The sequence below is a fragment of the Pseudomonas sp. KK18 genome, assembly GCF_037094675.1.
Taxonomy (GTDB): domain Bacteria; phylum Pseudomonadota; class Gammaproteobacteria; order Pseudomonadales; family Pseudomonadaceae; genus Aquipseudomonas.
Genome location: NZ_CP146605.1, coordinates 4,679,100 through 4,693,310, shown reverse-complemented (window position 1 = coordinate 4,693,310; position 14,211 = coordinate 4,679,100). Strand labels below are relative to the sequence as shown.

Sequence of the window (14,211 nt, the reverse complement as noted above, 5' to 3'; positions counted from 1 at the left end):
CCGCGCTCTGGGCAACCCCTCAAGCGCTACGGCTGCCACGTATTGCCTGGTCCAGAAACAACGCCGCATTCGCCACGGCCTGCATGCCTTCGGGCAAGATTGCCGCAAACAAATGCCAGACATGAAACATCCCAGGCCAAACCTCCAGCGACACGCGTACCCGGTTTTCCCCCAGGTGGGTGGCCAGGCGCATGGCGTCGCTGAGCATGACTTCGTTTTCGCCGATCTGCACCAGAATGGGCGGCAATCCCCGGACGTCCGCGAACACCGGCGATGCATCGGGATCATTCGGCAGCGCGCCGTTGAGAAACGCTTTTGCAAGCAGCGTCAGCCCCAGGCGGGAGGCTTGCGGGTCGAGGCCGTCACGGTTGTCGATGGAGGCGCCGGTGTGTTCCAGGTTGGCCCACGGCGACAAGGCGGCGCCCCCGGCGGGCAGTGGCAGGCCTGCGTTGCGGGCCTTGACCATCACCGACACCACCATTGCGCCGCCGGCCGAATCGCCCGAGAACACGATGGACCTGGGGTCATTGCCCTGGTCGAGCAGCCAGCGATACGCCTGCAACGTGTCATCAATAGGTACGGGGAACGGATGCTCGGGCGCCAGGCGGTAGTCGGGCAGGTAGACTTTTGCACCCAGCAGTTTTGCGAAGTGGCCGGCAAGGCCCAGGTAGCCCCGCGGGCTGCCGCCGACATAACCACCGCCGTGGATGTAAAGCAGCACCCGGTCACCCTCAAACCCATCAGGCACGACCATCATGCCCGGTACGCCACCCATATCGACGTCACAAAAGCTGACACCGACGGGAATCGGATGGGAACAAAGCACCTGCTCATAAGCCTTGCGCTGCTCATTGAGGGTGAGGGTGGTTTCCTGGCCCGTGAGAAATGGGCCGAAGTCAGCGGCGCAGGCAACCCACGCGTCGAGATGGGCCTGGACAAGGGGAGTGAATGCCATGGGGGAGAACCTCATAAAGTGATCCCGATACCGGGATTAGCGATTGAGGTTCTATTTTATGGATTCTATTGGAGAACGAATTTCACCACTGCGGCGCCTGTGGGGATCAGCTGCCGCTGTCAGTGCGACGGCTGCTGACTTCAGCCGGCACATCATCCCCGGCCATGCGCTTGCGGAACAACGCGGTGCGTGCCAGCAGCAATGTGGTCACCGGCACTGTGATCGACAGCAGGATTGGGATCAACCAACCGTGCAACACCGGCCCGGACTTGAGCACCGAAAAGTAGATGATCGAGGCCAGCGCCACACACCAGGCGCCCAAGGTCGAGGCCAACGCCGGCGGGTGCATGCGCTGGAAGAAGTCTTTCATCCGCAACAACCCAATCGCCCCAATCAGCGCAAACAGGCTGCTAAGCACCAACAATACCGCGACGATCACTTCAACCCACAGCGGCAACACATCGACATTGATCATTCGATCACCTCCCCACGCAGCAGGAATTTCGCCAGGGCAAACGACCCCACAAAGCCAAACAGCGCAATCAACAGCGCCGCTTCAAAATACGTGTCACTGGCATACCGAATACCCAGCACCAGCATCATCAGCATGGCCAGGATGTACAGGTAATCCAGCGCCAGCACCCGGTCTTGGGCCGACGGGCCTTTGAACAGGCGCACCAGGGTCAGCACCATGGCCAGGGAGAACAGGAACAGGCTGAACAGGATCGCATTGGAGAGCAGGGCGCTCATTCGAAGATCTCCATCAGGGGCCGTTCGTAGGCGTGTTTGAAGTGCTCGATAAACTGCGCTTCGTCATCCAGGTCGAACACGTGGATCAGCAGGACGCTGCGGTCCAGGGCCAGTTCCGACCATACGGTGCCCGGCGTCACGCTGGTGATCATCGCCAGCACGGCCAGGCCGTTGGCATCCCGCAGGTCCAGGGGGATCTTGATAAAGCGCGAACGCGGTGGGCGCGAGCCGCAGGTCAGGATGCCCCAGGCCACGGCGAGGTTGGAGATGATCACGTCACGCCCCACCAGGAAGAACAAACGGATGATCACCCCCGGGCGGCGGATGCGGATCGGCAGCGGGCGCAACGGCGCCATCATCAGCGGTGCCGCAAAGCCGAGGATCGCCCCCAGCAGCAGGTTGCCGGGGCTGACGGACAGGTTCAGCACCAGCCACAACAACCACAATGCCAGTGACAGCCACGGGGCAGGGAACAGGCGCTTCATGGCTGCACCTCCAGGGCGGCGGCCTTGGCTTCAGGGCTCGGCACCGGACGCGTCGCCATGACCGCCATCACATAGTGTTCCGGGTTGTTCAGGCTCTCGGCGGCCGCCTGGGTATAGCGCATCAGCGGCTCGGCCTTGAACGTCAGGGCGATGCTCAGGCCCAGCAGGAAGAAAATCGGCACGCATTCGAAGCGGCGCAGCAGCGGCGATGGACGCTCTTCCGGGGTCCAGAAGCGCTGGATGCCGAGGCGGGCGAAGGCGATCAGCGACGCCAGGCCGGAGAAGATCAGCAGTGCCACCAGGCCCCAGGCGGCCGGACGCACCGATTCGTCGATGGCATTGCCCAGGCCCATCGGGTTGATCAAGGCGCTGAGCAGGCTGAGCTTGCCGATAAACCCGGACAGCGGCGGCATGCCGATGATCAGCAGGGCGCAGGCGATAAAGCTCAGGCCGAGGAACGCTACTGTCCAGGGAATCACCTGGCCGACTACGGCTTTCTGTTCGTCGTCGAGGTTGGTGCCGGGCGGCGGATGCAGGGATTCCATGGCCTTGGGCAGGGCTTCGATTTCATCGTCCAGGGGCATGTCGTTGGCCGAGCGCGAACGTTCGATCAATTCGGCCAGCAGGAACAGCGCGCTCAGCGCCAGGGTGGAACTGACCAGATAAAACAGCGCCCCGGCGGTCAGGCTTGGCTGGGCAAACCCCACCGCCGACAGCAGGATCCCGGCGGACACCAGGATGCTCAGGCTGGCCATGCGTTCCAGACGTTGCGCCGCAATCATCGCCAGCGCCGCGCAGACGATGGTTGCCATGCCGCCGTAGATCAGCCAGTCGCCACCGAACAGCGCCGAGGCACCCGCCTGGCCGGAGAACAGCAGGTTCCACAGGCGCAGCACGGTGTACACGCCGACCTTGGTCATGATCGCAAACATCGCCGCCACTGGCGCACTGGCCGAGGAGTAGGCAGGCGCCAGCCAGAAGTTCAGCGGCCACATCCCGGCCTTGGCCAGGAAGGCGACGGCGAGGATGCCCGCACCGGCATGCAGCAGGCCGCGATCGGCTTCCGGCACCAGGGGGATTTTCAGTGCCAGGTCGGCAAAGTTCAGGGTACCGGTGACGCCATAGATCAGCGCCGCGCCAATCAGGAACAAGGTCGAGGCCAGCAGGTTGATCGAGATGTAATGCAGCCCCGCCGACACCCGCGCCCGGCCGGAACCGTGGAGCATCAGGCCGTAGGACGCCGCCAGCAGCACTTCGAAAAACACGAACAGGTTGAACAGGTCGGCGGTCAGAAAGGCGCCATACAGGCCCATCAACTGAATCTGGAACAGCGCATGGAAACTGGTGCCGGCGCGGTCCCAACGGGCCATGGCGAACAGCAGGGCGCTGACGCCAATGATCCCGGTGAGTACCAGCATCATCGCCGAGAGTTGGTCCACCACCAGCACGATGCCGAACGGCACCTGCCAGTTGCCCGGCAGGTACACACCGATGGAGCCGGGGCCGCCTTTCTGGGTCCAGTACAGCAACAGCACGGCGATGCCCAGGCCCACCATGCTGGAGAACAGGTTGATCCGCGCCTTGAGCGGGCGGTGCTTCTCGCCGAGCATCAGCATCAGCGCGGCGGTCAGCAACGGCAGCAGGATCGGCGCGATGATCAGTTGATTCATCCAGGTCATTCCTTGGGCTCCCGGCCGTCCACATGGTCAGTGCCGGTCAGGCCCCGGGATGCCAGCAGCACCACCAGGAACAGTGCGGTCATGGCGAAGCTGATCACGATTGCCGTCAGCACCAGGGCCTGGGGCAGCGGATCGGTGTAGTTGAGCAAGTCTTGCGGCACGCCATCCTTGATGATCGGCTCCTTGCCGATGAACAGGCTGCCCATGCTGAAGATGAACAGGTTGACCCCATAGGAGAGCAGGCACAGGCCCATCACCACCTGGAACGTCCGTGGCCGCAGGATCAGCCAGACGCCGGAGGCCGCCAGGACCCCAATGGCAATTGCGATGACTTCTTCCATCAGGCGGCTCCTCCTGGGCTGGCAACGGCTTTCGCTTGGTTACTGGGTTTATGGGCGCGCACCGATTGGTGGCCGAGGGCGGTGAGCATCAGCAAGGTCGAGCCGACCACCATGGCGTACACACCGACGTCGAAGAACAGCGCGCTGGCGACGTGGATGTCCCCCAGCACCGGCAGGCTGAAGTGCCAGGTGTGCGTGGTGAGGAACGGGTAGCCGGCGAGCAGTGCGCCCAGCCCGGTCAGGGTTGCCGACAGCAAGCCAAAGCCCATCCAGCGCATCGGCCGCAGGCTCATCTGCGCCTCGACCCACTGGGTACCAGCGACCATGTATTGCAGGATGAACGCGACGGACATCACCAGGCCGGCGACAAACCCGCCGCCCGGTTGGTTGTGCCCACGCATGAACAGGTAGAACGAGACAACCAGCGCAATCGGCAGCAGCAGGCGCACCAGCACCGCCGGCACCATCATGAAGCCCAGGGCGGTGTCGCTGGCCTGGCGCGGGTTGATCAGGTCGGTGGCCACGTCGGGTGCCAGTTGGCGCTGTTGCGCGGGCAGTTCCATACTTTCCTTCGACGGGCGGAAGCGGCGCAGCAGGGCGTAGACGGTCAGCGCCACGGCGCCGAGCACGGTGATTTCTCCCAGGGTGTCGAAGCCCCGGAAGTCCACCAGCATCACGTTCACCACATTGCTGCCACCGCCTTCTGGCAGGGCACGGCTGAGGTAGAAGGAGGAGATGTCGTTGGGCGTCTGGCGGGTCAGCATCGCGTAGGAGAGCAGCGCCATGCCGCCACCGACCACGGTGGACAGGAGGAAGTCCCGCAGGCGGCGGATGCGTGCCTTGCGCAGCGAGCTGGGCAGTGGGGAAACTTCTTCGATCCGCCGTGGCAGCCAGCGCAGGCCCAGCAGGATCAGCACGGTGGTGACCACTTCCACCACCAGTTGCGTCAGCGCCAGGTCTGGCGCCGAGAACCAGACGAAGGTCACGCAGGTCACCATCCCGCACACGCTGACCATGGTCAGGGCTGCCAGCCGGTGGTACTTGGCTTGCCAGGCGGCGCCCAGGGCGCAGGCGATTGCCAGCAGCCACAGGGTGACGAACACGATGGAGCCCGGGATCTTCGGCCGGTCGCCCCAACTGATGCCGCTGTAGAGCATCGGGATCAACCCGGCGATCACCGCCGCCAGCACCAGCAGGAACAGCTGGGTTTGCAGGCGTTTGGTGCTGATGCGTTTTTCGATCTTGCGCACCCCGCGCATCATCACCACCAGGCAGCGCTCGAAGCCGCGCTTGCCATTGAAGTAGCTGATGATCGGCGGGTATTTGAAGCGGCCCAACTTGAGTTGTTTGCGCAGCAGCAGATAGAGCACCACGCCGCCGGACATGGCCACCAGGCTCATGATCATTGGCGCGTTCCAGCCGTGCCAGATGGCGAGGCTGTACTCCGGCAGCTCGCCGCCGACCACCGGCAAGGCGGCAGCGGCGAGGATCGAACCGACCACCTGGGCGGGGAAAATCCCCACCAGCAGGCAGGTAAACACCAGCAACTCCACCGGCGCACGCATCCAGCGTGGCGGCTCGTGCGGTGTGTGGGGCAGGTTGGTGGCCTTGGGGCCGAAGAACACATCCACGGTAAAGCGCAGGGCATAGGCCACGCTGAAGGTACCGGCGATGGTGGCGATGACCGGCAGGGCGATTTCCACCCAGGCGGTGGCGGAGATGAACACGGTCTCGGCGAAGAACATTTCCTTGGACAGGAAACCGTTGAGCAGCGGCACGCCGGCCATGGACGCACTGGCGACCATCGCCAGGGTGGCGGTAAACGGAATCAGCTTGAACAGGCCGCTGAGCTTGCGGATGTCACGGGTGCCGCTTTCGTGGTCGATGATCCCCGCCGCCATGAACAGCGACGCCTTGAAAGTGGCGTGGTTAAGGATATGGAATACGGCGGCGACAGCGGCCAGCGGGCTGTTGAGGCCCAGCAGCAAGGTGATCAGCCCGAGGTGGCTGATGGTGGAGTAGGCCAGCAGGCCCTTGAGATCGTTCTGGAACATGGCGCAATAAGCGCCGAGCAGCAGGGTAATGGCGCCGGCACCGCCGACAATCCAGAACCACTCTTCGCTGCCGGACAGCGACGGCCACAGGCGGGCCAGCAGGAACACGCCGGCCTTCACCATCGTTGCCGAGTGCAGGTAGGCCGACACCGGCGTCGGTGCAGCCATGGCGTGGGGCAGCCAGAAGTGGAAGGGGAATTGCGCGCTTTTGCTCAGGGCGCCGATCAGCACCAGGGCGAGCATGATCGGGTACAACGAATGGGCACGGATCTGATCACCGGCAGCCAGGACCTGGTCCAGGTCGTAGCTGCCGACGATATGCCCGAGCAGCATCACCCCCGCCAGCAGGCACAAGCCGCCCGCGCCGGTGACCATCAGCGCCATATAGGCGCCACGCCGGGCATCGGCGCGGTGGTGCCAGTAGCCGATCAGCAGGAACGAGAACAGGCTGGTGAGTTCCCAGAAAAACACGATCTGGATCAGGTTGCCGGAGATCACCAGGCCGAGCATCGCACCCATGAAGGCCAGGAAAAACGCGAAGAAGCGCGGCACCGGGTCTTCCGGCGACATGTAATACCGGGCGTACAGCGACACCAGGGTCCCGATGCCCAGCACCAGCATCGAGAACAACCAGGCAAAACCGTCCATGCGCAATACGAAGTTCAGCCCGAGGCTGGGCAACCACATGAATTCTTCACGTATCACGCCACCATGGGCGATCTGGGGGTACAGCAGGGCGACTTGAACCGTCCCGACCAGGGCCACAAGGCCGGCCAGCAGGGACTCTGTGTTGCGTGCGTTGTGCGGCAGCAAGGCCGCCAGACAGCTGCCGATAAAAGGCAGAAGCAGTAGAACTATCAGGGACATAGGCTTCTAATCTGCGGGAGTTTGGGATGCATCATACGTGCCGGAATCTTGATCACCAAACGGCAAGATGTGGCAGGATCCTACAAGGTAGGCTGAAAAAGGCTGTTTGGCATTGTTTCAATGCCCGTATCCAGGGCAGGTATGCTGTTCAGAGGTTTTTTTCAGCCTGTTGCATAAGGACGTGTGATGACCCAGCGATTGCTCCACCTTGACCATGTCGCCTGCAGCCTGCCGGATGGACGCAGCCTGTTCGACAACCTGAACCATGCCTTCAGCGCCCGGGCGACCGGCCTCGTGGGGGCCAACGGGACTGGCAAGTCCTTGTTGGGCGCAATGCTCGCGGGCACCCTGCAGCCCACCCGCGGGCATGTGCGCCGTGAGGGCAGTGTGTACGCGGTGACGCAACTGCTGGAGCCCGAACACTATCCCAGCGTGGCGGCGTTGGCGGGTGTCGACCAAGTGCTGGCGGCGTTGGCGCGCATCGCCGAGGGCAGCGTGGACGAACACGACCATGCACTGGCCGTTGATCAATGGGATTGCGCGCCTCGACTGGCGGCGGCCCTGGAGCAAATCGGCCTGGGGCACTTGACTGCCGACTCGCCAACCGCGGCCCTCAGTGGCGGCGAACGCCAGCGCGTCGCTTTGCTGGGCGCCTGGTTGTCGAGGGCAGACTGGTTGATCCTCGATGAGCCCAGCAACCACCTGGACATCGATCAGCAGCACAAGCTTGCCCAGCAGATTGATCGCTGGCCCGGCGGCCTGGTGCTGATCAGCCATGATCGCGGGTTGCTGGAGCACATGGACGAGATTGTCGAACTGTCGCCCAAGGGCTTGGCGGTGTACGGCGGTAATTACAGCCACTATGCGGCGACACGGGAGCAGGAGCAGCAGGCGTTCCAGTCGGCGTTGCAGGGGGAGCGCGCGCACGCCAAACGTGAGCAGCGTGAAGCGGTCATCCAGATGGAGCGTCAGCAGCGCCGCAATGCCCGGGGCGACCGCCAGGCCCGGGATGGCAACCAGACCAAACTGATCACCAACGCCCAGAAAGAGCGCAGTGAAAACAGCCAGGGCAAGTTGCGCCTCAACCAGCAGCTGGCGCGTGAGCAGCAACAGCAGCGGATCGCCGAGGCGCGTGCGCGGTGTGCGCCCGAGATCCAGCGCATGATGCTGTGGCCGGAAAGCGTGGTGCCCCAGGGCAAGCTGGTGTTGCAACTCAACGAGGTGGTGTTGCCGTTTGGCAACCGCGCACCGATCAATCTCACCCTGACCGGCCCGATGCGCATGTCGATCCTGGGAGCCAATGGCAGTGGCAAGTCGACCCTGCTGCGGGTGATTGCCGGCCAGTTGCCGGTGGCTGCCGGTGAGTTGGCGCGCAGTTGCCATATCGGCTGGCTGGACCAACACGCCGGGCTGGAGCACCCCGAGCGCACGGCGGTGCAATGGCTTTACGAAAGTAATCCGCTACTGGCGGAAAGCGAAGCGCGTACCCGGCTGGCGCAAATGGGCATCGATGCCGACCGGGCGGTCCTCGATACGCGCCAACTGAGCGGCGGCGAGCGTCTGAAAATTGCCTTGGCCGCACAGCTCTACGCCGAGCATCCGCCGCAATTGTTGTTGCTGGACGAACCCGACAACCATCTGGACTTGCCCAGCCGGATTGCCCTGGAGCAAATGCTCAATCAGTACCAGGGCGCGCTGATTGTGGTGTCCCATGACGAGGCGTTCCTGCAGGCCATTAACCTGGACGGTGAGTTGCGCCTCTGAGGCCGCTTAACCCTGGTTTTCATGTTCCAGTTCGGCCTGGGGCTCGGCGAGCCGCTGCCGGCGGGTTTTCATCTCACTGACAATCACCGCCGCCACGATCAACGCCGCGCCCACCATGGCAATCGGCGGGAAGCGCTCCCCGGCAATCCGCCCGACTACGCCGGCCCACACCGGCTCCCCGGCATAAATCAGCGTGGCGCGAGTCGGCGAGACGCTTTTCTGCGCCCAGTTCATCGCCACCTGAATCACCGCGCTGGTCAGCCCCAGGCCCACCGCGCTGAACAGCAGCAACCAGGAAAACCCCGGCAGCGCCTCGCCCATCGGCACCACCATCAGGAACGACAGCACCGACGCCGTGGCCAGTTGCACCACCGTTACCCGGCGTACATCCACCTGCCCGGCAAAGGCGCTGATCAGGATGATCTCGGCGGCAATCGCTACCGCACCGATCAACGTGGCGATTTCACCGGGGCTGAAATTCAATGATGCCCCGGCCGGGCCGGTCAGCAGCATCAGCCCGGTAAACGCGAGCATGATGCCGATGCTCGGCATCAACCCCGGCCGCCGTCCCAGTACCAGCCATTGCAGCAGCGGCACGAATGGCACATACAGCGCAGTAATAAATGCCGACTGGCTGCTCAGGATCGTCTGCAAGCCAATGGTCTGCAAACCGTAGCCGAACATGATCGCCACACCGATAAAGCAGCCAGCCTTCAATTCAAACAGCGTCAGGTTCCGCAGGCTGCGGAATGAGAACGCCCCGACGATGAGCGCCGCTGCAGCAAAACGCAGGCCGACAAAAAACATCGGGCCGCTGACCGCCATGGCGTGCTGCACCAGCAAAAAGGTGCCGCCCCAAAACATGGTGATCACCACCAATACACATTCGGCTTTGCTGAAACGGGAAAACAATGGGGAGGTGGTCATGGCGGCTCGGTCTTGCACAGGAAGGGCGCGGACCGCACAATGCGCCGCAAGCTGGGCAGTATACTGCGCAACCCCACCCTGTGAGCAATATAGTGCACAAAGAAAATCCGCAACGGGCCTCGGTCCTGCAACACGTCAGCCAGAACGTTCGGCGCCTGCGCCATGCGGCTGAGTTGAGCCAGACGGCGCTGTCCGAAAAATCCGGCGTCAGCCGGCGCATGCTGGTGGCAATCGAGGCGGGGGAGAAAAACGTCAGCCTGTCGACCCTCGACCGGGTGGCCGAAGCCCTGGACGTGGCCTTCAGCGACTTGATCCAGGCCCCGGATGCCGCTGATCACAGCCGTATCAACGAACTGGCCTGGGCCGGTGACATCCCCGGCAGCAAAGCCGTGCTGCTGGCCAAGGCCACCGCGCGTCGCGAGGTGGAACTATGGGAGATGCGCCTGGAGCCCGGCGATCGCTACATGCCTGAACCGGACCCCGAGGGTTGGAGCGTGCAGTTGTTTGTGTTCGAAGGCACCCTGACGCTGGTGCTGGGGGATGAGGAAAAAAACGTCGCCACCGGTGAGTTCCTGATGTTCGCCAGCCGCTACCTTCACGCCTATCGCAATGACGGCGACGTGGCGGTGCGGTTTGTGCGCAACGTGGTGATTTAAGACTCTTGGCTTTGAGTGTTGTCAACTGTCAGATTTCACAGCTTACATCAGCGTTGGGTTGAATCTAGTGTGGGAGTTACTGCTCAGAGAACTGGCTCAACCGGAGCGCGGGCGGAAGGGGCAGTTGGCTTCACTAAATGGAGAGCACACTGATGACAGCGCAAGACTCAAAGCACATCAAGAGTAGTGACTTGCTTCCCCGTCCACGCATTAATCCCTCTCACGGGAACCATGTGAATTATCCCGAGATGCAGGGTGGGCAAGCCTCGATCATTATTCCCGCGTATCCGGGACTGGCTATCGGGCAAACAATCAGGTGGACGGTCAGGGGGAACGGCTTGCTGTTTGGTCACATCGAGGTAAAGTCGCTGGAGCACCAATACAAAGATGTTGTGAACGGTATTGTCTTCCGCCGTGAGGTGGTGGAGGCAAAATATGGCGTGCGTCAAGATGGACATGACGAGCGCCTTTCTGACCATAGTTTTTATATCGTGGACGACCGTCCTGCCGATGCCTGAGTGGTAGTGAGTTGGCTTTCAATACCGAAGTCAGTGTCGCCGGTATTGAAAGCCACCACGGGGCCTTGCTCCCGGATGATCAACTGTTGGCAGTGCAACAGTGGTTGGACACTTTGCTGTTTTGAACCGCCAACGACTTCCCTGATATACCGGCAACCCGCTGATTTCATTGCACATTGCATTCGGGCACGACTCCTGCAATCACTCCAGTATCTCTCTGGAGCCTGGAGTCGGCCCATGTCAGCCCAACCCCTACAACCTGCCCACATCATCCGTTCGGACGCCGAGGCCATTGCGGTTGCCACCGAGTTGGCCAAGCGTTTTGCCGTGGACGCCGGCGTGCGCGACCGCGAGCGACGCCTGCCGGTGGCCGAGCTGGACGAATTCTCTGCCAGTGGCCTGTGGGGCATCACCATTCCCAAGGCCTACGGCGGCGCGGGAGTGTCCTATGTGACGGTGGCCGAGGTGATCAAGCTGATCTCCGCCGCCGACCCGTCCCTGGGGCAGATTCCGCAGAACCACCTGGGCGTCGTCGACATCCTCCTGCAAACCGCCAGCGAGGAGCAAAAGCAGCACTACTTCGCCAAGGTCCTGCTGGGCTATCGGTTCGGCAATGCCTTCTCCGAAGCCAAGAGCAAGAACGCCGGCACGTTTGACACACAAGTGCGCTTTGACGGCGACAGTGCGTACATCAACGGCGAGAAGTTCTACTGCACCGGCGCACTGTTCGCCCATATCGTGCCGACGGTGGGCGTCAACGAAAAAGACCAGGCGTTCATCGCCTTTGTCGAACGGGACGCGCCGGGCCTGCAAGTGATCGACAGCTGGGACGGCTTCGGCCAGCGCACCACCGCCAGCGGCGGCGTGACCCTCGACGGTGTGAAGGTGCCGCTGAGTGCGGTGATCCCCGCCCACCAGGCCTTCGACCAACCCACCGCCAACGGCCCGATTTCGCAGATCATCCAGGCGGCCGTCGACACCGGCATCGCCCTCGGGGCCCTGGAACAAGCCAAGATTCATGCACGCCAGGCCCGGCCCTGGATCGACAGCCAGCAGGATCACGGCTGGCAAGACCCGTTCACCATCGCCGCCATCGGCGACCTGGAATGGCGGGTCCACGGCACCGAAGCGATCCTCGCCAAGGCCGGCATTGCCGTCGACCAGGCCCTGGCCAACCCCAACGAAGACACCGTGGCCAATGCCTCGTTGGTCGTCGCCCAGGCCAAAGTGCTGTCGGCGGAAACCGCCTTGCTCGCCAGCAGCAAACTCTTCGAACTGGCCGGCACCCGCTCGGTGTCCGGCAAGCACAACCTCGACCGCTTCTGGCGCAACGCACGTACCCACACCCTGCACGACCCGGCCCGCTGGAAATACCACCTGATCGGCAACTTCGTGCTCAACGGCGTCAAGCCCGCACGCCATGCCTGGAACTGAGGAGCTGCATCCATGACCGCACTGAATCAGGCGCGCCAACTGCTGGAAAGCACCCGGCGCTTTGTCGAGAAAAGTGATGACCCCTACGTGATCAGCCGCTTTGGCGATTTGCAGATTCGCGTGGAGGTAGCGGCTGCTTTGTTTGAGCGTGCCGAAACCCACCCAGGCCCGGTGGCCCTCACAGAAGCCCAGATAGCGGCTGCCGAGGCCCTCATCGCTGCCAGCAACGCCGAATTCGAACTCACCGGCCAGCGTACTGCGCTGCCGCCGACCCTTGATGATCCCCTGCGCTGGAAATACCAGATTGTCGGCAACTACCACCTCAACGGTGTCGCCCCCCGGAGTAACGTTTAATGCCTCGTGAAATCCGTTTGAATGCCTTCGACATGAACTGTGTCGGCCACCAGTCGCCCGGCCTGTGGGCCCACCCGCGTGACCGCTCATGGCAGTACAAGGACCTGGAATACTGGACCGACCTGGCAAAAATTCTCGAGCGCGGCAAGTTCGACGGCCTGTTCATCGCCGACGTGCTGGGCATCTACGACGTCTATAACGGCAACGGTGACGCAGCGATTCGCCAGGCGACCCAGGTGCCGGTCAACGACCCGCTGTCGCTGATCGCACCCATGGCGCTGGTCACCGAACACCTGGGTTTTGGCCTCACCGCTTCACTGTCCTTCGAACACCCGTACCCGTTCGCCCGGCGCCTTTCCACCCTCGACCACCTGACCAAGGGCCGCGTCGGCTGGAACATCGTCACCTCGTACCTGGAAAGCGGCGCGAAGAACCTCGGCCAGAAAGCCCAGACCGAACACGATGCGCGCTACGACTACGCCGAGGAATACCTGGAGGTTTGCTACAAGCTCTGGGAAGGCAGCTGGGAAGAGGGCGCGGTGTTACGCGACCGCGAACGGCGGATCTTCAGCGACCCGAGCAAGATCCACGAGATCCGCCACGTCGGCAAACACTTCCAGGTGCCCGGCATTCACCTGTGCGAACCGTCGCCACAACGCACGCCGGTGCTGTACCAGGCCGGGGCGTCGAGCCGTGGCAAACAGTTCGCCGCCGAACAGGCCGAATGCGTGTTCGTTGCCGCACCGTCGAAAGTGCTGCTGAAGAAAACCGTTGCCGATATCCGCCGCCGTGCGGCCGAGGCGGGGCGTGACCCGAAGAAAATCCTGATCTTCAACTTGCAGACGGTGATCGTTGGCGAGACCGATGCCAAGGCCAAGGCCAAGTTTGACGAATACAAATCCTATGTCAGCTACGAAGGCGCGATGGCCCTGATCTCCGGCTGGACCGGCATCGACTTCAGCCAGTTCAAGCCCGATGAACCCCTCAAGCATGTGCATACCAACGCCATTCAATCGGCGGTGGAAGCCTTCTCCACTGCCGACCCGAACAAGGTCTGGACCCCGAATGAACTGGCAGACTGGGTCGGCATCGGCGGCTTCGGCCCGCTGTTCGTCGGCGGCCCGGAAACCGTGGCCGATCTGTTGCAGGAATGGGTTGAAGAGACCGATGTGGACGGCTTCAACCTGGCCTATGCACTGACCCACGAGACCTTTATCGACGCGGTCGAGTTGCTGGTGCCGGAGTTGCAGAAGCGCGGCGTGTACAAGACCGAATATGCCCAGGGCACCCTGCGGGAGAAATTGTTTGGGGACGGCGCGCGGTTGGCGGACAACCATCCGGGGGCCAGCTATCGTGATTTGTCGGGTGTACATAAAACAAATGTGGGAGCGGGCTTGCTCGCGAATGCGGACTGACATTCAGCATTG

14 protein-coding genes are annotated in these 14,211 nt (G+C 62.8%); 6 read left to right on the top strand and 8 right to left on the bottom strand.

Annotated features, from left to right (window positions below):
* Window positions 1-19 precede the first annotated feature (19 nt).
* The 7 genes from V6607_RS21180 to V6607_RS21150 form a co-directional block, all read right to left on the bottom strand.
* Window positions 20-955: an alpha/beta hydrolase gene (locus tag V6607_RS21180; RefSeq protein WP_134326985.1), complete on the bottom strand. Its 936-nt coding sequence runs from the start codon at window positions 953-955 to the stop codon at window positions 20-22.
* 106 nt (window positions 956-1,061) lie between these two features.
* Complete coding sequence (locus tag V6607_RS21175; protein ID WP_003211753.1) at window positions 1,062-1,430, bottom strand: Na+/H+ antiporter subunit G; 369 nt, start codon at window positions 1,428-1,430, stop codon at window positions 1,062-1,064.
* A complete protein-coding gene (locus tag V6607_RS21170) occupies window positions 1,427-1,705 on the bottom strand; it encodes a K+/H+ antiporter subunit F (RefSeq protein WP_003211751.1) in 279 nt (92 codons plus the stop codon). The genes V6607_RS21175 and V6607_RS21170 overlap by 4 nt, the downstream gene beginning before the upstream one ends.
* Entirely contained in the window at window positions 1,702-2,190 is a 489-nt protein-coding gene (locus V6607_RS21165) for a Na+/H+ antiporter subunit E (protein WP_003211750.1), read from the bottom strand. The genes V6607_RS21170 and V6607_RS21165 overlap by 4 nt, the downstream gene beginning before the upstream one ends.
* Window positions 2,187-3,869: a monovalent cation/H+ antiporter subunit D gene (locus V6607_RS21160; RefSeq protein WP_134326984.1), complete on the bottom strand. Its 1,683-nt coding sequence runs from the start codon at window positions 3,867-3,869 to the stop codon at window positions 2,187-2,189. The genes V6607_RS21165 and V6607_RS21160 overlap by 4 nt, the downstream gene beginning before the upstream one ends.
* Window positions 3,866-4,210: a Na+/H+ antiporter subunit C gene (locus V6607_RS21155; protein WP_003192163.1), complete on the bottom strand. Its 345-nt coding sequence runs from the start codon at window positions 4,208-4,210 to the stop codon at window positions 3,866-3,868. The genes V6607_RS21160 and V6607_RS21155 overlap by 4 nt, the downstream gene beginning before the upstream one ends.
* Entirely contained in the window at window positions 4,210-7,131 is a 2,922-nt protein-coding gene (locus V6607_RS21150; protein ID WP_003211746.1) for a monovalent cation/H+ antiporter subunit A, read from the bottom strand. Before V6607_RS21150 ends, V6607_RS21155 begins: the two co-directional genes overlap by 1 nt.
* A gap of 186 nt (window positions 7,132-7,317) precedes the next feature.
* On the opposite strand from V6607_RS21150, the gene V6607_RS21145 reads away from it, so the two are divergent.
* Window positions 7,318-8,895: an ATP-binding cassette domain-containing protein gene (locus V6607_RS21145; RefSeq protein WP_134326983.1), complete on the top strand. Its 1,578-nt coding sequence runs from the start codon at window positions 7,318-7,320 to the stop codon at window positions 8,893-8,895.
* A 6-nt stretch (window positions 8,896-8,901) separates the two neighbouring features.
* Here the strand turns inward: V6607_RS21145 and V6607_RS21140 are convergent, their stop codons facing one another.
* A complete protein-coding gene (locus V6607_RS21140; protein ID WP_008432448.1) occupies window positions 8,902-9,822 on the bottom strand; it encodes a DMT family transporter in 921 nt (306 codons plus the stop codon).
* A 92-nt stretch (window positions 9,823-9,914) separates the two neighbouring features.
* Here V6607_RS21140 and V6607_RS21135 point away from each other — a divergent pair, with 92 nt between their 5' ends.
* From V6607_RS21135 to V6607_RS21115, 5 genes are all read left to right on the top strand, one after another.
* Entirely contained in the window at window positions 9,915-10,478 is a 564-nt protein-coding gene (locus tag V6607_RS21135) for an XRE family transcriptional regulator (protein WP_003211741.1), read from the top strand.
* 152 nt (window positions 10,479-10,630) lie between these two features.
* Complete coding sequence (locus tag V6607_RS21130; protein ID WP_134326982.1) at window positions 10,631-10,996, top strand: hypothetical protein; 366 nt, start codon at window positions 10,631-10,633, stop codon at window positions 10,994-10,996.
* A 237-nt stretch (window positions 10,997-11,233) separates the two neighbouring features.
* A complete protein-coding gene (locus V6607_RS21125) occupies window positions 11,234-12,430 on the top strand; it encodes an SfnB family sulfur acquisition oxidoreductase (RefSeq protein WP_003211739.1) in 1,197 nt (398 codons plus the stop codon).
* 12 nt (window positions 12,431-12,442) lie between these two features.
* Window positions 12,443-12,784 (top strand): acyl-CoA dehydrogenase, encoded by a 342-nt coding sequence (locus tag V6607_RS21120; protein WP_134326981.1) that lies wholly within the window; start codon window positions 12,443-12,445, stop codon window positions 12,782-12,784.
* Entirely contained in the window at window positions 12,784-14,199 is a 1,416-nt protein-coding gene (locus V6607_RS21115; protein WP_003211735.1) for an LLM class flavin-dependent oxidoreductase, read from the top strand. Before V6607_RS21120 ends, V6607_RS21115 begins: the two co-directional genes overlap by 1 nt.
* Window positions 14,200-14,211 lie beyond the last annotated feature (12 nt).

What these genes read in the sequence shown, in the direction of transcription:
- V6607_RS21180 (WP_134326985.1), bottom strand. Translation starts at nt 955, where the DNA reads ATGGCATTCACTCCCCTTGTCCAGGCCCATCTCGACGCGTGGGTTGCC.
- V6607_RS21175 (WP_003211753.1), bottom strand. Translation starts at nt 1,430, where the DNA reads ATGATCAATGTCGATGTGTTGCCGCTGTGGGTTGAAGTGATCGTCGCG.
- V6607_RS21170 (WP_003211751.1), bottom strand. Translation starts at nt 1,705, where the DNA reads ATGAGCGCCCTGCTCTCCAATGCGATCCTGTTCAGCCTGTTCCTGTTC.
- V6607_RS21165 (WP_003211750.1), bottom strand. Translation starts at nt 2,190, where the DNA reads ATGAAGCGCCTGTTCCCTGCCCCGTGGCTGTCACTGGCATTGTGGTTG.
- V6607_RS21160 (WP_134326984.1), bottom strand. Translation starts at nt 3,869, where the DNA reads ATGACCTGGATGAATCAACTGATCATCGCGCCGATCCTGCTGCCGTTG.
- V6607_RS21155 (WP_003192163.1), bottom strand. Translation starts at nt 4,210, where the DNA reads ATGGAAGAAGTCATCGCAATTGCCATTGGGGTCCTGGCGGCCTCCGGC.
- V6607_RS21150 (WP_003211746.1), bottom strand. Translation starts at nt 7,131, where the DNA reads ATGTCCCTGATAGTTCTACTGCTTCTGCCTTTTATCGGCAGCTGTCTG.
- V6607_RS21145 (WP_134326983.1), top strand. Translation starts at nt 7,318, where the DNA reads ATGACCCAGCGATTGCTCCACCTTGACCATGTCGCCTGCAGCCTGCCG.
- V6607_RS21140 (WP_008432448.1), bottom strand. Translation starts at nt 9,822, where the DNA reads ATGACCACCTCCCCATTGTTTTCCCGTTTCAGCAAAGCCGAATGTGTA.
- V6607_RS21130 (WP_134326982.1), top strand. Translation starts at nt 10,631, where the DNA reads ATGACAGCGCAAGACTCAAAGCACATCAAGAGTAGTGACTTGCTTCCC.
- V6607_RS21125 (WP_003211739.1), top strand. Translation starts at nt 11,234, where the DNA reads ATGTCAGCCCAACCCCTACAACCTGCCCACATCATCCGTTCGGACGCC.
- V6607_RS21120 (WP_134326981.1), top strand. Translation starts at nt 12,443, where the DNA reads ATGACCGCACTGAATCAGGCGCGCCAACTGCTGGAAAGCACCCGGCGC.
- V6607_RS21115 (WP_003211735.1), top strand. Translation starts at nt 12,784, where the DNA reads ATGCCTCGTGAAATCCGTTTGAATGCCTTCGACATGAACTGTGTCGGC.